The organism is Marinobacter salarius, assembly GCF_032922745.1.
In the GTDB taxonomy this organism is placed as follows: domain Bacteria; phylum Pseudomonadota; class Gammaproteobacteria; order Pseudomonadales; family Oleiphilaceae; genus Marinobacter.
In genome coordinates this window covers 4,115,156-4,131,291 of sequence record NZ_CP136693.1, presented here as the reverse complement: position 1 = coordinate 4,131,291, position 16,136 = coordinate 4,115,156, and the positions used below count along the sequence as shown (strand labels likewise).

The following is a 16,136-nucleotide window of genomic DNA, read 5'->3' as shown; positions in this document are numbered from 1 at the left end:
TGTCTGGCTGTCAGGCCTGACCGGTCTGTACGCGCCATTGTGCGGAATAGGGGCCGTTGTTCTCCAGCAGTTCCTCATGGCGGCCGGATTCCAGAATGCGCCCGCCGGCTACCACGGCAATGGTATCGGCATCCACAATGGTGGACAGCCGATGCGCGATCATGATCACGGTGCGATTGTGGCCGATCCGCTTCAGGGAGCGCTGGATGGCCGCCTCGGTTTCGTTGTCCACGGCACTCGTGGCTTCGTCGAGCACCAGAATGGGCGGGTCTTTCAGCAGCGCACGGGCCAGTGAAAGGCGCTGGCGCTGACCGCCGGAAAGCCGAACTCCTCGTTCACCCACGGCGGTGGCAAGCCCCTCGGGCAGTGCCTCGATGAATGACCAGGCCTCTGCCGTCCTGGCCGCTTCGATAATCTGTTCGTCACTTGCGCCGGGGGAGCCGTAGGCGAGATTGTCACGGATGCTGCCCTCAAACAGGTACACGTCCTGGCTGACCAGGCCGATGGCCTCCCGCAGGGACTTCAGGCTGACGGACTGGATGGGCTGGCCGTCGATGCGGATCTGGCCGCCGGTAGGGTCGTAGAAGCGCAGCAACAGCTTGATCAGTGTGGACTTGCCGGAACCGGTCGCCCCGACCAGCGCCAGGGTATTGCCGGCCGGTACCGCTACCGAAATGTCGTCGATACCCGCGCCGCTGGACGGGTAGTGGAAGCTCACGCCCTCGAAGGTGACTTCGCCCTTCACCGGCTGATCCAGCGTTTTGCCGGAATCATCCCGAACGTGAACCGGCTCAGCCAGCAGGTCCAGGATGCGGCGGGTACTGGCCATGGCCCGTTCGAACAGGTCGATTACTTCCGCAAGGCCGGTCAGAGGCCACAGCAAACGTTGGGTTAGGAACACCAGCACGCCGTAAGCACCCACGTTCAGAGAGCCTTCCAGGGCCATCATGCCGCCCACGGTAAAGGTGGCCAGGAAACCTGCCAGGATCGCCATGCGGATCACCGGAATAAACGCGGAGCTGATGCGAATGGCTCGGCGGTTTGCATCTACATAGGCTTCACTGCTGGCTTTCAGCCGCTCCGCTTCCCGGTTTTCGGCCGTGAAACTCTTGATGGTGGCAATGCCGCCCAGGTTGTTGGCCAACCGGCTCGACAGGTCACCGACCTTCTCACGCACGTCAGCGTACAGCGGGCCAGCCTTGCGCTGGAAGTAGAAGGCGCCCCAGATAATCAGCGGAATGGGAGTAAACGCCAGCAGGGCAATGAGTGGCGACAACACGAAAAACACAGCGCCCACGGCAACGACCGTCACCACGACCTGAATCATGGCGTTGGCGCCGCCATCGAGGAAACGCTCCAACTGGTTGACGTCGTCGTTCATGGTGGCGACCAGTTGCCCGGAGCTGCGGGCTTCAAAGAAGCTCATGTCCAGCTTCTGGGCATGCTCGTAGGCGTCTTGTCGCAGGTCGGACTGCAGGCGTTGGGCCAGGTTGCGCCAGAGGATCTGGAACAGGTACTCGAATATCGATTCGCCGGCCCAGATAAAGAAGGTCAGCACAGCCAGGATGGTGATCTGCTCCTGAGCGGTCTCAAAGCCCAGGCCGGCCACAAAGCTTTCTTCCTTGTTCACCACCACGTCGATGGCGATACCGATCAGGATCTCCGGCGCGATATCGAACAGCTTGTTGATGATGGAGCAAGTGGTGGCGGCAATGATCTGGCGGCGATAGCCGCGAGCGTATTTCAGCAGTCGGCCCAGGGCGGCAAAGCTGCTGGTGGTGTGGGGGGAAGACTCTGTCATGGTTCGCTCCGCTTGCGCCAGAAAGCGGCAAGGGTAGCGGATTTGTCGAGAATTTGAAATGGAATCATTATCACTTACTGGCGTTCTGTTGCAGCCAGCGGTCAAGCTTGTCGGCGAATTCCTTGCGGTCAGTCTGGCTGAAGGGCGCCGGGCCACCGGTGACCTGGCCGGCGTTGCGCATTTCTTCCATGAAGTTGCGCATGGCCAGGCGCTGGCGGATATTCTCTTTGGTGAAAGCCTGGCCGCGCGGGTTGAACACGTCCGCACCTTTTTCGATGGCTTCGGCAGCCAGGGGGATGTCCTGGGTGATCACCAGGTCGCCTGTTTCCATCTGGTCGATGATGTCATTGTCGGCCACGTCGAAACCCTGGGGTACCTGCCGGCGTTTGATGTAGACGCTCGGGGGCAGGTTGATGGCGTGATTGGCAATGAAGGTGGTATCGACCTGCCAGCGAGTGGCGGCGCGGCAGAGGATTTCCCGGATAGGCACGGGGCAGGCGTCGGCGTCGACCCAGATTGGCATGGTTGGTTCCTTTGTTGGTTCAGTGCTTGGTGAAGTTTACCTTTTGATGATGTGAGCCTGGTAGGTTTGGGCCGCGTATTAATTACGTGGCCGCATACTTTGCGGGCGGAGGATCGACAAACTTATGAAAACTCACAGTGTTCCAACTGCATTTCTTGTTTTAACGCTGGGGCTGATTTCCCTTTTTGCAGGAACTGCGTACGCCGACGAATCAGAGGCCTGGGAGGCTCTCCGGGAAGGCCGGGCGGTTTTGATGTTGCGACATGCCCTGGCACCGGGAACAGGCGACCCCGCCAACTTTGATGTCGACGATTGCAGCACGCAGCGAAACCTGAATGCCGAAGGGCGCGGGCAGGCGCGGGCGTGGAAGGTCTATTTGGCGGAGCATGGCATTGAGGAAGCCAGGGTCTTCAGCAGTCAGTGGTGCCGATGCCTCGATACCGCACGGGGAATGGATGTGGGGCCGGTGAAGGAGATGATGTCGCTGAACTCGTTTTTCCAGAACCGTAGCAACGCAGACATGCATACCCAGCAGACCATCGCCATTGTGAATGAAATGGAGCCGGGCCTGCCGGTGGTGCTGGTATCCCATCAGGTCAATATTACGGCACTGACCGGCATATACCCGTCGTCGAACGAGGGAGTGGTTATGGCACTGCCTCTGTCAGAAAACCCGACCATACTGGAGCGTGTGTCGCCGGGGAGTTAGGCGCCCAAATCCAAGGCTCGATGTTCCATTGCCTATAGGTCAACCGGCTTTCAGACGTGGGAGGTCGTACACCTCCTGACCGCTCAGGTGAAGGTATTTCTGGATCACGAGCAGTGCAATGGTCTGCTCCATCTGCTGGTCGAAAAACTTCTCTACATACCGGTTGGCGTTGGCAATGATGGCCTCTGCCTGTTCAGGGTGATCCTGGTAATAGCGTACTTTCTCCGGCAGATCAGAGTGGTCATCAGCCAGTTCCACATAGTGATAGCCGGGCACCAGAGCGCCTTCCATGAACCAGGTTTCAAAGCGGGGCCGGCGCATCAGGCACAGGGAATTGGAGGCCATGATCCACTTCAGGTTCGTCGCCACATCAATGCCTTCCACACTCACCACAAACTGGTGCTGCAGCTGTTCCTCAATGCTCATGAAGTCCTTGTGGTAGGGCTGGGGTGCGGGTTCCTTATGTTGGGTGCAGCCAATATCGCAGAGGGGGTGGTCGTTAAAGCGGGTAGCAAATTCGATGCGGTGCTGGCGGTTGGACTTGCCGCGCCACACCGCCAGGGGCTTCTTTTGGCGGAAAGGTGTCGGGTCCTCTACAAACTGGTAATGCCGAACCGAGTTGAGTTTGAGCAATACTGAGTTACGGTTGGTGGCATCACGACGTACCGGGCGGCTTTTCACGAAACGGGGTTCGTTCGGGATTTCGGTTACATCACCGAACTGGTAGTCCACTTTTCGGTTCCGGGGGAAACACTGGATCAGGTTGCGAAAATCGAAGCAGTAGGCGCTGCTTTTGCCAGCGAAGGTAAAGTCGCCAGCGGGTTCAGCGGTTGCTGGTAGTGTGAACGGGTTGGAAAGGCGATTGTAGTAGGCAACCCTTGCGTCAATCGCAGCCCTGCGTTCGCCCGTCATCGCCTCGTATTCCGACATCAGCAGGTCGCATTGCCACTGCCAGTAGGCTCGAGGAACCAGGGAGCGCACCGCGTTTCCGGAGTAGTAACCCAGTTTGTGCATGTTCTTGGAAAAATTGTCACCGACTCGCATTGTGGTCACCAGACGTTGGTTTAGATGCCCATACCGTAGCGGGCAGAGCGCAAGGAAATGTCAGGTAAACATCAATAAAACATCAAAGTGTGTCAGGAGGATTAAATGAGTGAGCGGTCGTTGCAGCCCCTGCCGCCGATGGCGAAGCGAGCTCAACCGGGCGCGGCCTGCTCAACCTCTTCGGCCACTCCCGCGCACGAGAAACCTTCGTGATTCTCTCTGGTGACGTAGATTACTCATTCGTCTACGATGTTCGACTGCGCCACAGGCCGGAACGCCATGGTCCTGACGACGACTCCCATTGAAATGACCATTGATGAGGTAACAAGGAACATGAACCCATTCAACAAACTGGCCGCCAGCGCTCTGATCGCCTGCAGCACCCTGATTGTCACCCCGGCCACCGCCCACGATCATTCCTCAGACACCTTAACCATCGATCACCCCTGGAGCCGCCCGACGCCTCCTGGTGTCCCCATGGGCGTTGGCTACATGGAGATCACCAACCACAGCGACAGCGACATCACCCTGACCAGTGCTACCACGCCAAGGGCGAAGAACGTCTCCATTCACGAAAGCACCATGACCGACGGCACCATGAGCATGCGCCCTCTGAAAGACGGCCTGACCATCCCCGCTGGTGAAACCGTGGAGCTCAAGCCCCACAGCTACCACATGATGCTGGAAAAACTGGATGGGCCGTTGAAAGAAGGGGAAAGAGTGCCGCTGACGGTGAGTTTTGATGGAGCAGACGCAATGGACGTGATGCTGCATGTTGAGCCGCTGGACGGCAACATGAAGATGGAAAATCACGGGATGGATCATTCCGGACATTGATTGGTGTTGGCTGTAGTTATACGAACGCTGGATATACGCCCAGGCTTGTATAGCACGCCGCGAAGCCCGGTAGGTCTCGCTCACCATCGGCACCAACAGATGACTGAACCGGTTCAGTCTGTGAGGCAAGAAGGTGCAGAAGCCAACGGCAGCTATACTGTCTGGTGACAATATTGAGAAGCTAGCCAATTACGAGCGGTTGACGGTGTGATATCGGGATTAGATGGCTGGAAATGAGGCCCGTGAACGCAAGCAATACCGACGCTGGGAACGGCTCGGAATAAGGTTCTTCTTCAGCCTCGTCGGGCGGCATGACAATCGACGAAGGAATTAGCATCCATGGCTGTTAATGACAGGGTCAAATTTATTACCAAACGACTTGGGGAACGGCTATGGGTCAAACCGCTGTTCTTCTGCATCCTGTCAATCGCGGCCGTATTCATCGCCAAGGCCGCGGATCATATGAGTCTTGATCGGAACATTCCGAGCGTCACTGCCGATTCACTTGAGGCTCTTCTTGCGATCTTGGCGTCCAGCATGCTCGTCATTGCCACCTTCGCCGTGGCGTCCATGGTATCCGCGTATGCATCGGCAAGTAATTCCGCGACCCCCAGGTCGTTCACACTGATTGTTGCGGACGACGTGTCACAGAACGCTCTTTCAACCTTCATTGGGGCGTTCATATTCAGCATCGTCGCTCTGACCGCAGCCAAGAACGGCTTTTTCCAAGAGGCCGGCCTTGCAGCACTTTTTGCACTAATGGTGGTGGTGTTCGGTGTGGTTATTCTTACGTTCGTTCGATGGGTGGATAAAATTGCTCGTCTTGGGCGGTTGCACGAATCAGTTGAAAAGGTCGAAATGGCAACCGCAGCAGCCATGAAACGCAGCCGGGCCGCGCCGGCACTTTGTGGTATACCGGCAGAACGGCGGCGGACGCAGGGGAAGGCAGTGCATAGTGAGACCGTGGGTTATGTGCAGCACATCGATATCGAAACTCTGCAAGCATGGGCCGAGAAGGCAAACGGTCGGATAGCCGTTGCGGCCCTTCCTGGCACGTTTGTCGAGCCTGGGCGCGCGCTGGCCTATGTAACTCACGCTGCCGACGACACGGCTGAACTTGATTTGAAACCAGTTGTTGACGCGTTCGTGATTGGAAAATATCGACTCTTCGACGAGGACCCCAGATTCGGGCTCGTGGCGCTCTCGGAGATTGCGGACAGGGCCCTGTCTCCTGGTGTCAACGACCCCGGTACGGCGATTACCATAATAGGGTCGCTCGTACGGCTGTTCGTTTTATGGACGGAGCCCAAAAAGGACTCACCGGCGCCGAAGTATGATCGTGTCGAAGTTCCTGTGCTATCAACGCGGGACATGTTTGACGACGCATTCAGGGCGATCGCACGCGATGGGGCGGGCACCGTTGAGGTAATGCTTCGGCTCCAGAAAGCGTTCAAGGCGCTCTCATCCCGCGGCGATTCGGAGATGCATGACGCTACATTGGCACACTCGCGGATGGCACTTGCCCGCGCAGAGAAGAAGTTGGATCTGCCGGATGATTTGGCGCTCGTTCGAGAAGTTGCATCCTTCTCCCGCGCGAAGTCCACGAATCTCAACCCGCAGGAAAATAAATGAAGGTCAAGCGCATAGTCTCCAACATAGCGGCAGGAACCCCCTCCGAAGCAGAGAAATTCTACTCGGCTATTTTTGGGCTCAAGGTTGTGATGGATCATGGATGGCTAAGAACCTATAGCTCGGGCGAGGAAATGACCACTCAGGTAAGCGTGGCATCGGAAGGTGGCTCCGGAACGCCAGTTCCTGATCTGTCTATCGAGGTTGATAACCTGGAGATCGCTTTGGAGAGAGTAAAGAACGAAAAGATTGAGATTGAATACGGCCCGGTAAGTGAGCCCTGGGGTGTTCGCCGGTTCTATGTTCGTGATCCGTTCGGCAAGCTCATCAATGTATTACAGCATGAGTAACCGTTGGGGATGCCCCCCAACAAGTGACTGTTGTCGAACGCACCTGCGCTTGTATCGCACTTACCAACTCAGAGATGGACGAGTTCATGAATTTGGTTCAAGCGGGGGCTAGAATTCAGATTGAGTGGTAGGCATGTAGCAGTTCATCGTGCCCAGTTCTTTTTATAGGATCAAACAAACGGACAAGGAGGCACAGATGAGATCCATCGCAACGTCGCTCATGTTTGTTGGAGAGCAGGCTGGGAAAGCCGAGGAGGCCATCAGGTTTTATACCTCGCTATTCGTTGGTTCAGAGATCGTCGATATTCAACGTTACCAAGCCGGCGAGCATGAACCAGAAGGTTCTGTGAAGATGGCGAAGTTTAAGATAAACGGTCGAGAGTTTATGGCGCTCGACAGCCACCTTGATCATCAGTTTACGTTTACGCCCTCTATGTCACTGTATGTTGAGTGCGAATCGGCGAGCGAAATTGAGGAGACATTTAGAGCCTTGGCTGAAGGTGGCTCAGAGCTAATGCCGTTGGATAACTACGGTTTTAGCCAAAAATTTGGGTGGTTGAATGATAGGTATGGTGTGTCTTGGCAGCTCAACCTGTCGAACTAGTGTGTGGTGACAACTCCAGCCCATAACCATGCGCAGTGTTATGCAATTTTCGCGGTTGCCGGAGTCCTTACATGGAACGCATAGGGGAATCAGACAATGGCTACAGATAAGCAGCCACTACCGGAGGTCGTTTCTTCGGAACAGTGGAAAACAGCGCTGGATCAGCTTCTTGTAAAAGAGAAAGAGTTAACCCGGGCACGGGATGCACTGAACGCTGAGCGTAGGAAGTTACCGATGGTGAAGGTGGCCAAGCACTATACGCTCCAGGGAGAAAATGGCGCAGCGTCCCTGCTCGATTTGTTTGAAGGGCGCCGTCAGCTCATTGTCTATCATTTCATGTTTGCCCCGGATTGGAATGCTGGCTGCGACGGTTGCTCCTGGTTGGTAGATGCCATGACACACCCGGCCCACCTGCATGCTCGCGATACGTCGTTGGTTATGGTGTCACGTGCACCAAGAGAAAAGCTCACGCAGTACAGGTCGCGGATGGGATGGACGGCGCCTATTCCATGGTATTCGTCTTACGAGAGCGACTTTAACGTCGATTTCGGCGCAACCACAGATAACGGCGAAAGGCACGGTGCCAGTGTTTTTATTCGCGACGGAGATGACATCTACCGCACCTACTATACGGGTGCGCGTGGCGTCGAATATCTTGGCACTCTCTGGACATATCTGGATTTGACCCCCTTTGGTCGTCAGGAAACGTGGGAAGACTCACCGGAAGGCTGGCCGCAGACGGAGCCCTATGTCTGGAATCGCCGCCACGACGAGTACGACGTCTGACAACTCATATGGAGGAAAGATGATATGAACACGGCTCCCGCACATTATCCCATCGGTACGCCCGGTACTCCTTGGGGTGAGGTGGAACGTGCAGAGTGGTTGTCACAACAGACCCGTCAACGGAGCTACGAGTCTGATGTGTTAAGCGTGATCGAGCGTCTGCGCCCACGTTTTGATGTGGAAGAATATGGCCGTCTGGATTATGGCGCCAACCGTTATCCGCTGATGGCGATTCGCAGCCGCGACTGGCGTGACGACTTGCCAGTCGTGCTGATAACAGGCGGGGTTCATGGCTATGAAACCAGCGGCGTACACGGTGCGCTGCAGTTCGTTGATCAGCATGCGGCGGATTACGCGGGCCGTGTCAATTTGTTGGTCGCGCCGTGCGTCAGCCCTTGGGCATACGAGCGCATTCATCGCTGGAACCCGAACGCGGTTGACCCGAACCGTTCGTTCCGAGATGACGGTTTGGCGGATGAGGCGGCGGCGCTTATGCGACTGGTGGCCCCCGTTCGCGATCATGCATCGATGCATATCGACCTGCACGAGACCACTGATACGGATGAAACCGAGTTTCGTCCCGCGCTCGCGGCCCGAGACGGTAAGCCGTTCGAGCCGGGGGAAATTCCTGACGGCTTCTATCTGGTCGATGACAGCGAAAGTCCAGAGCCCGAGTTCCAACAGGCGTTGATTGAGGCTGTGGAGCAGGTCACACACATCGCACCGGCTGATGGTAACGGCGAGATCTTTGGCTCACCGGTCGCCGCTCGGGGCGTCATTCAGTACCCGCTCAAACAGCTGGGCCTGTGCGCCAGTATCACCAGTGCTCCCTACAGGACCACCACTGAAGTCTATCCCGACAGCCCACGTGTAACCCCCGAGCAATGCAATGCAGCGCAGGCTGCTGCCGTGTGTGCGGCGATCGACTACGTGCTGTTGAACCCGTAGGGAAGGGCAATCAGGGTTCTGCTACAAAGATGGGCCCTTATGAGGAGCAACTGTCTATTTCGTAATTTGTCTCTGGTTGAAAAAGCCCCTTCCAGCCGTAACGTGGTGATAAGTAGGATGAAAAATCACCCATCACTCAATTGCACCAGTGGGAGGTAGGCAATGGCAAACGCGCAAGACTGGAAACGCGAGCGGGAACAGTATCAGGCGGCCTGGGCCAAGTACCAGAACGTGGCAGAGCGGATAGATGCCAAGTACGAAAGCCTCGATAGTGGCACCAAGGACCAGGCGCCCGCCGAGGAAGATCTATCGGAGCTTCAGGAAGCCTGGAAAGAGCTCGAGAACGCTCGAGAGCGCCTTGGCGAGTATAATAATGAGCTCCATGAACGGCATATGACCCAAGGTAAAAGCATGTGATTTGGTAAGTTAAATCTCAGCTTGAGAAAGGGAATCCGACATGACTATTTTTGAGCAGCTTCGAGCAGACCACGAGACGCAGCGAGAGTTGATTGATCAGGTACTTGCAACCAGTGGGGCCAGCGACGAGCGCGATCGCCTGTTTTTGAATCTGAAAAAGCAATTGGAAGATCACGCGCTTGCCGAGGAACGTTATTTTTATGTCCCATTGATGAGGTTTGATGCAACCCAGGAGAAAGCCAAGCACAGCGTCGCAGAGCATCATGAGCTTGATGAGTTGATTGAGGCTGTTTCTGATGCTGCACAGGACTCCGCAGCGTGGCTTTCTCACGCAAAAAACCTTGCTCACAAGCTGCTGCATCATCTTGAGGAGGAAGAGCAGGAAGTGTTTCCCAGCGCCGGCAAAGTCCTTGGTGAAGACGAGAAGTCTTTATTGGGGTCGGATTACCGAAAGGAGATGGACAAGAGGGCGTCACCCTGAGGAAGCGTTAGAGGCGTATATTGAACGCGTGTCTAGATAGCTTTTATCCATGTCAAAGGCCGGAGAGTAGCGTTACTCTCAGGCCTTTGTATTTGGGATGGCGATTAAAGCCAGGTCAGGCCCGCGCTGATAATGATGCCGGTGACGATCAGCAGCATCAGGCAGTAGCCCATGATGTCCTTGGCTTTCAGTCCGGCGATTGCCAGCACCGGCAGGGCCCAGAAAGGTTGCAGGAGGTTGGTCCAGGCGTCGCCCCAGGCAACGCCCATGGCCACTCTCGGTATGTCAGCGCCAAGCTCTTGTGCGGCGGGCAACATAACCGGTGCCTGAACGGCCCACTGGCCACCGCCGGATGGCACGAATATGTTGACCACGCCGGCGCTGATGAAGCTCCAGAATGGCAAGCTCTCGGCGCTTGCAATGGACACAAACCCTGTTGAGATACTCGCTGCCAGTCCGGAAGCTGTCATTACGCTCATGATGCCGGCGTAAAACGGAAACTGGATAACGATGCCGGCGCCGCCTTTCACGGCTTCATTCAGGCTGGCAAGCAGGCGTTTTGGGGTCTGGTGCAGGATGATTGCTACAAACAGGAACATGAAGTTCACGATGTTCAGGTTCAGCCCGCCACCCTCGATAAAGTATTGGAAGATGAATGCGATACCACTGAATCCGATCAACCAGGCAAGTATTCTGCTGTTCTCCAGGTAGTCGGCAGGGCGATTGATAACAACCGAGGTGTCGGGCTCATCGTCCAGGATTTTAGGGTCCGCGTACACGCTGTCTCTTTCGTCTGGCAGCATGAGTCGGTTAACCAGGGGCACAATAATAAAAAGCGCGGCGACGATGGCAAGGTTGAAGAAGGCGAAAATGGTTTCACTGGTGCCGATAACGCCGATCACATCTGCTGTGAAGTGGTTTTCGGTGGCAATCGTCAGTGGGATAGAGCCTGCAAGCCCGCCGTGCCAGACAATGAACCCGGAATAGGCACTGGCGATCAGCAACGGATAGTGTACGCGGATTTGCCGGGCGAGGGCTTTGGCAAACAGCGCGCCGACCACCAGGCCAAAGCCCCAGTTGATCCAACTGGCGATCAGCGCGATGAAGGTAACCAGTACAATTGCCTGGCCCGGTGTTCTGGCAAGGCCTGCAATCCGGTTCAGGATGCCACGCACCAGTGGGGTGCTCGCCATCATGAAGCCGGTGACCAGTACCAGCAGCATTTGCATTGAGAAGGTCAGCAGGTTCCAGAAACCGTCCCCCCACATCTCTACTACCGCCATGGGGCTATGCCCCTGGAACACCATAGCGGCAACGAATGACAGCAGTGTCAGTATGATGACGAATAGGTAGGGGTCCGGTAGGTATTTGTCTACCAGACTGACCATAGGTTTGGCTGCTCTGTCTAACACATTGTCCCCCAATATTTTTTTCAGCTTGTTTTGTTGCTGGCAAGCTAAACTAAAAGCCTGGGGTAGCACCAACTATCCTTTCGCCGTATTGCATTACTCATTCATTGGGGGAGGGGGTACTCCCACCTTCGTCTATTGCTCCCAGATAGCCCGATTTCTATAATCAATCGTTGGTCCGCTGCCTGATAGCGGCACAGCGATCTTCACAATCCCAATAAAAAGGAAAACCACATGTTGAAACGTCGCTCTCTTCTTGCTGCCGCGGCGGCTACCCTGCTGTTCAGTGCCGTTGCTCAAGCCGACTACAAGGATGAATACACCGTTTCCACCGTACTGCCGTCTGCGTTTCCCTGGGGCCAGGCTGCCGACAAATGGGTGGAGCTGGTGAAAGAGCGCTCCGATGGGCGTATCAACATGAAAATCTACAGCAACTCCCAACTGGTTTCCGGTGACCAGACCAAAGAGTTCTCGGCGATGCGCTCCGGGCTGATCGATATGTCGGTGGGGTCCACCATCAACTGGTCGCCTCAGGTGCCCGAGCTGAACCTGTTTTCCCTGCCTTTCCTGATGCCGGATTATGCCGCCATCGATGCGATCACCCAGGGCGAGGCTGGCGAAGCTGTCTTTGCCGCGATCAAGAAGCGTGGTGTTACACCGCTGGCCTGGGGCGAGAATGGCTTCCGCGAGCTGTCCAACTCCAAGCTGACCATCGATGAACCGGCCGATCTGGATGGCCTGAAAATCCGCGTAGTCGGTTCGCCACTGTTCCAGGATACCTTTACGGCCCTGGGCGCTAACCCCACCCAGATGAGCTGGGCCGATGCCAAACCGGCGCTGACCACCGGTGCCGTCGACGGCCAGGAGAACCCGCTGTCAGTGTTTGACGTGGCGCGTATCGATCAGGTTGGCCAGAAGTACCTGACCCGCTGGCACTACATGGCAGACCCACTGGTGTTTGCAGTCAGCAACAGCATCTGGGACCAGTTCAGCGCGGAAGATCAGGCGCTGTTGAAGCAGGCGGCGATTGATGCAGGCCAGTGGGAGATCGAGAAATCCCGTAGCGAAATCGATGCGACCCTGGCCGCCATCAAGGAACGTGGCGTAGAGGTCACCGAACTGACTGATGAGCAGCGTGATGCCTTCATGAAGGCCACCCAGTCGGTTTATGAAACTTGGACTCCGCGCATTGGCGAGGATCTGGTCAAGCAAGCGCAGGAAGCGGTCGCCAACCGTAACCAGTAAGCGCGATCTGTTCAGGCGCCCACCGTTGCCGGTGGGCGCTCTTTCCGAACCGGAGTTACCATGCCGTCCCGTCCTCCCAAATTCCGGCTCGATGCCTGGCTGGCCACCATTGCCCTGGTTGCGATCTGCTTGATCAGCCTCGGCAATGTGATCGTGCGCTACGCGACAGATGCCTCTTTTGCCTTTACCGAGGAATTCTCGGTGTTCCTTTTGGTGGTGCTTACCTTCGCAGGCGCTGCGGTGGCTGCGCGACACAACCAGCACATTCGCATCGAATTGATAGAGCACTACCTGCCGCCCTGGGCACGAAAGGTGGTGTTTGTCCTGCAATGGCTGGGCGGGGTGACAGTTCTGGGGATCATGACGTGGTATGGCAGTACCTTCGCCTTGCAGGAATACCAGTGGGAGTCATTGTCACCGGGCCTGGGGTTGCCCAACTGGATTTACGTAATTTGGCTGCCGCTACTATCTGCAGCCATCATTATCCGCATGACCCAGAACCTTGTTGATCGCCTTCGCGGCCGGGAAGACCCGGAGGTTATTCATGAGTCCTGATCTGTTGATGATTGGCAGTTTCCTGCTGGCGTTGCTGTTAGGCATGCCGGTCGCAATTGCCCTGGGCCTGGGCGGGATGGTGGGCATCGTAGCGGGACTGCCGCCCGCGATGCTGGGCACGTTTGGTACCAACACGTATAACAGCGTGGCCAAATACCCGCTGATTGCGATTCCCCTGTTTATTCTTACCGGCCTGATCTTCGAGCGTGCGGGCGTTGCCGCCGCGCTGGTGCGATTTGCCCAGTCGATCATCGGCCCCCGCCACGGTGGCCTGACCGTTGTCGCGGTGCTGGTGTGCCTGATCATGGGCGGCATGAGCGGTTCTGGTCCAGCTGATGCGGCCGCTGTTGCCATGGTGATGCTGCCAAGCATGCAGAAGGCCGGTTATCCGAAGCCGTTTTCGGCGTCGTTGATTGCGGCTTCGTCGTCCACAGCAATCCTGATTCCACCGTCCATTGCGTTGATTCTCTATTCCATCGTGGTGCCTGGTGTTGATCTGCGGGCGCTGTTCGCCGCTGGTATTTTTCCGGGCATCCTGGCGGGCGTGTCCCTGCTGGCGCCAGCGTTGTATTTCGCGAAAAAGTACCGTTGGGAAGACCCCGAAGCGGTCGAACGCCCGCCCTTCTGGCCCAGCCTCAAGGCGGCCTTGCCCGCGCTGTTTGCACCAGTGATCATCCTTGGCGGCCTGCGCTCAGGCCTGTTTACGCCCACTGAGGCGGCCGTGGTGGCGGTGGCATACGGCGTGCTGGTCGGTTGCGTGTTGTATCGCAATCTCAGCCTGCGGAGCCTCTGGGTCCTGATGACAGACGCCGCCGTTACCTCCGGTGTGGTGATGTTTATCATTGCGCTGGCGGGCATCTTCGCCTGGGCGGGGACGACGCTGGGTACTTTCCAGCACCTTGCGGATGTCTTGCTGTCGCTCTCGGAAAACGGCTGGGTGCTGTTGGGTCTGGTGATGGTCCTGGTACTGATTGCCGGGATGCTGCTGGATGCCATCTCGATCTACCTGATCCTGATTCCGATTGTTCTGCCGCTGATGAATCACTTTGGCTGGAACCCGATCTGGTTTGGCATATTGCTGGCCATGAACATCGCCATTGGCCAGTTTACTCCGCCGGTCGCTGTTAACCTGATGGTGACTACCCGCATCGCCAACATTCGCCTGGAACACACCATCGGTTGGGCCATGGTCTTCGTGGCTGCTATGGCTGTCAGCCTGGTGTTGGTGATGTTGGTGCCAGGCATCGCACTGTGGTTGCCGGAGAAGCTTGGTTATGTGGTGGGGCCGTGGTAGTCCGGTTTGGTGCCATATCAAATACTACAGGAACGTCTAGCAATGACTAAAACCAGAAACATTGAGTCAGTTGTCGAACTTCAGGGTGACTTGGCGAATAAACATAAGGCGTACAAGCCTGGTGAGGAGAACTCTTCCGAAACTCTTCATATCCAGATAGCGGAAGACTTTGAAACGTTACAGAAAAATGGCTACGTCATTATCGAGGGCCTGCTTTCCAGCTCAGAGCTACAGTCCATTCGCCAAGCGACCGGGCCGCTTCTGGACAAGCCAGGGCGTAACAGCTTTGAAGGTGTAAAAACACAAAGGGTTTATAACGTTCTGGAGCAAACGCGGGTAATCGATTCACTGGCGGTTCATCCAAGAATCACAGGCTTGCTGAGTCGCCTGTTTCAGCCCAACTACTTGCTCAGCCAGGCACAGATCATCAATATCCTGCCTGGAGAAGCCGCCCAACCTCTGCACTTCGATGACGGTTTCTATCCCGTTCCGCGGCCACGAAAACCCTTTGGCGCCGCCACCGTTTGGGCTATTGATGAATTTACCGAGGACAACGGGGCAACCGTTCTCATTCCAGAAAGTCACTTGCTCGGGCAGGAAATAGTCACCGACCGAAGTAAAACCATTCCAGCCATTATGCCCGCCGGTTCTGTGGTGTTTTTCCTGGGTACAACGTGGCACGGAGGTGGCGGAAACCAGTCCGATTCTTCTCGTCTCGCGGTGACCTGTCAGTATTGCGAGCCATGGCTCAGGCCTCAAGAGAACTTCTTTCTTGAGTTGAGCCAGGAAACCCTGAAGAGTATCCCGGAACATTTGCTGAGTATGGTCGGATACTCTATTCATCCGCCGTTTATGGGAATGGTCAATGGCATGCATCCCAAGCGGACTCTGAAGAATCGAACTCAAACGTGAGATAAGAATGACCATCCAGAATTTGCGCGGTGGCATATCCGCAACCCTGCTACCTATCGTGCGATGATCACACCGGAACGGTTTGTGGTCGAGTATCCCAAATCTGAGCAATGGTCGTTCAGTGTGAACGTTGCAGACATCAAGCGTTTTGAGAACCGGCAAACTCGGTCCCATGCCGGCAAGGGCATACCGGAGCATGGGATTCTTATGAAAGATGGGAGTTTCCACCACATTTCCATGAACTATGGAAACAACATTCGGGACATGTACAACGCCGTAAAAGCGGTGAACCCCGACGTCGTATTTCCATACAAGGTGAACACCAAGGCGCAGGGTCTAGGTATCAACAAGGATTACGATACTTAGTGCCAACAGGTTTTCGCACGCGATACTCAGGCACCGGCAATCCCCCGATTCCCCAGTCCTCAAGCGCCACTTCATCAATCACGACCATGGTTGAGGCCGGTTTCTTGTCCAGAATTCGGACGAGTAAGTCGGTAACGCCCGCGATCAGTTCCGCTTTCTGTTGCGCAGAGGGTCCCTTGCCCTCCGGGCCGCCTTCGCGGGTAATTTTGATATTGACGTACGGCAT

19 protein-coding genes and 1 pseudogene are annotated in these 16,136 nt (G+C 56.1%); 15 read left to right on the top strand and 5 right to left on the bottom strand.

Translation table 11 applies throughout. The features are described 5' to 3' along the window. Window positions 1-10: 10 nt before the first annotated feature. Together R1T46_RS19240 and R1T46_RS19235 are read right to left on the bottom strand one after the other, a co-directional pair. The gene (locus R1T46_RS19240; RefSeq protein WP_317306641.1) at window positions 11-1,801 is read right to left on the bottom strand and encodes an ABC transporter ATP-binding protein; all 1,791 of its coding nucleotides are present in this window, start codon (window positions 1,799-1,801) and stop codon (window positions 11-13) included. 70 nt (window positions 1,802-1,871) lie between these two features. Then, window positions 1,872-2,324, bottom strand: coding sequence for a YaiI/YqxD family protein (locus R1T46_RS19235; RefSeq protein ID WP_199448160.1), 453 nt, complete (start codon window positions 2,322-2,324; stop codon window positions 1,872-1,874). A gap of 124 nt (window positions 2,325-2,448) precedes the next feature. On the opposite strand from R1T46_RS19235, the gene R1T46_RS19230 reads away from it, so the two are divergent. Next, entirely contained in the window at window positions 2,449-3,033 is a 585-nt protein-coding gene (locus R1T46_RS19230) for a histidine phosphatase family protein (RefSeq protein WP_317306640.1), read from the top strand. Between the two features lie 39 nt (window positions 3,034-3,072). Here the strand turns inward: R1T46_RS19230 and R1T46_RS19225 are convergent, their stop codons facing one another. Further along, the gene (locus R1T46_RS19225) at window positions 3,073-4,077 is read right to left on the bottom strand and encodes a glycosyl transferase family 90 (RefSeq protein ID WP_317306639.1); all 1,005 of its coding nucleotides are present in this window, start codon (window positions 4,075-4,077) and stop codon (window positions 3,073-3,075) included. A gap of 167 nt (window positions 4,078-4,244) precedes the next feature. Here R1T46_RS19225 and R1T46_RS19220 point away from each other — a divergent pair. The 9 genes and pseudogenes from R1T46_RS19220 to R1T46_RS19180 all read left to right on the top strand — a co-directional run. Continuing rightward, window positions 4,245-4,346, top strand: a pseudogene (locus R1T46_RS19220) (hypothetical protein); the annotation flags it as partial. 64 nt (window positions 4,347-4,410) lie between these two features. Continuing rightward, window positions 4,411-4,914 carry a copper chaperone PCu(A)C gene (locus R1T46_RS19215; protein WP_317306638.1) on the top strand — a complete coding sequence of 168 codons (504 nt, stop codon included), beginning with the start codon at window positions 4,411-4,413 and terminating at the stop codon, window positions 4,912-4,914. A 339-nt stretch (window positions 4,915-5,253) separates the two neighbouring features. Beyond that, window positions 5,254-6,546, top strand: coding sequence for a DUF2254 domain-containing protein (locus tag R1T46_RS19210; RefSeq protein WP_317306636.1), 1,293 nt, complete (start codon window positions 5,254-5,256; stop codon window positions 6,544-6,546). Continuing rightward, window positions 6,543-6,893, top strand: a complete 351-nt coding sequence (locus R1T46_RS19205; RefSeq protein WP_317306635.1) for a VOC family protein — start codon at window positions 6,543-6,545, stop codon at window positions 6,891-6,893. The genes R1T46_RS19210 and R1T46_RS19205 overlap by 4 nt, the downstream gene beginning before the upstream one ends. A gap of 196 nt (window positions 6,894-7,089) precedes the next feature. Continuing rightward, window positions 7,090-7,497 (top strand): VOC family protein, encoded by a 408-nt coding sequence (locus R1T46_RS19200; protein WP_317306634.1) that lies wholly within the window; start codon window positions 7,090-7,092, stop codon window positions 7,495-7,497. Window positions 7,498-7,593: 96 nt separating this feature from the next. Further along, complete coding sequence (locus R1T46_RS19195) at window positions 7,594-8,283, top strand: DUF899 domain-containing protein (RefSeq protein WP_317306633.1); 690 nt, start codon at window positions 7,594-7,596, stop codon at window positions 8,281-8,283. An 81-nt stretch (window positions 8,284-8,364) separates the two neighbouring features. Further along, window positions 8,365-9,231 carry a M14 family metallocarboxypeptidase gene (locus R1T46_RS19190; RefSeq protein WP_317306632.1) on the top strand — a complete coding sequence of 289 codons (867 nt, stop codon included), beginning with the start codon at window positions 8,365-8,367 and terminating at the stop codon, window positions 9,229-9,231. Between the two features lie 162 nt (window positions 9,232-9,393). Continuing rightward, on the top strand, window positions 9,394-9,648 hold the full coding sequence (locus R1T46_RS19185; RefSeq protein WP_317306631.1) for a hypothetical protein: 255 nt from the start codon (window positions 9,394-9,396) through the stop codon (window positions 9,646-9,648). 40 nt (window positions 9,649-9,688) lie between these two features. Next, entirely contained in the window at window positions 9,689-10,129 is a 441-nt protein-coding gene (locus tag R1T46_RS19180) for a hemerythrin domain-containing protein (protein ID WP_317306630.1), read from the top strand. A gap of 104 nt (window positions 10,130-10,233) precedes the next feature. Here R1T46_RS19180 and R1T46_RS19175 read toward each other — a convergent pair whose 3' ends face one another. Continuing rightward, entirely contained in the window at window positions 10,234-11,541 is a 1,308-nt protein-coding gene (locus R1T46_RS19175) for a short-chain fatty acid transporter (protein ID WP_317306628.1), read from the bottom strand. A gap of 231 nt (window positions 11,542-11,772) precedes the next feature. On the opposite strand from R1T46_RS19175, the gene R1T46_RS19170 reads away from it, so the two are divergent. The 5 genes from R1T46_RS19170 to R1T46_RS19150 all read left to right on the top strand — a co-directional run bounded on the left by R1T46_RS19170 (window position 11,773) and on the right by R1T46_RS19150 (window position 15,910). Next, window positions 11,773-12,783 (top strand): DctP family TRAP transporter solute-binding subunit, encoded by a 1,011-nt coding sequence (locus R1T46_RS19170; RefSeq protein ID WP_036204356.1) that lies wholly within the window; start codon window positions 11,773-11,775, stop codon window positions 12,781-12,783. 60 nt (window positions 12,784-12,843) lie between these two features. Further along, a complete protein-coding gene (locus tag R1T46_RS19165; protein ID WP_151981539.1) occupies window positions 12,844-13,338 on the top strand; it encodes a TRAP transporter small permease in 495 nt (164 codons plus the stop codon). Further along, complete coding sequence (locus tag R1T46_RS19160; protein ID WP_317306627.1) at window positions 13,328-14,632, top strand: TRAP transporter large permease; 1,305 nt, start codon at window positions 13,328-13,330, stop codon at window positions 14,630-14,632. Before R1T46_RS19165 ends, R1T46_RS19160 begins: the two co-directional genes overlap by 11 nt. A gap of 9 nt (window positions 14,633-14,641) precedes the next feature. Then, window positions 14,642-15,544 (top strand): phytanoyl-CoA dioxygenase family protein, encoded by a 903-nt coding sequence (locus R1T46_RS19155; RefSeq protein WP_317308338.1) that lies wholly within the window; start codon window positions 14,642-14,644, stop codon window positions 15,542-15,544. Window positions 15,545-15,628: 84 nt separating this feature from the next. Further along, window positions 15,629-15,910 (top strand): hypothetical protein, encoded by a 282-nt coding sequence (locus R1T46_RS19150; RefSeq protein WP_317306626.1) that lies wholly within the window; start codon window positions 15,629-15,631, stop codon window positions 15,908-15,910. Here the strand turns inward: R1T46_RS19150 and R1T46_RS19145 are convergent. Then, the gene (locus R1T46_RS19145) at window positions 15,888-16,136 is read right to left on the bottom strand and encodes a 4-oxalocrotonate tautomerase family protein (RefSeq protein WP_317306625.1); all 249 of its coding nucleotides are present in this window, start codon (window positions 16,134-16,136) and stop codon (window positions 15,888-15,890) included. The two genes, R1T46_RS19150 and R1T46_RS19145, sit on opposite strands and share 23 nt — an antisense overlap.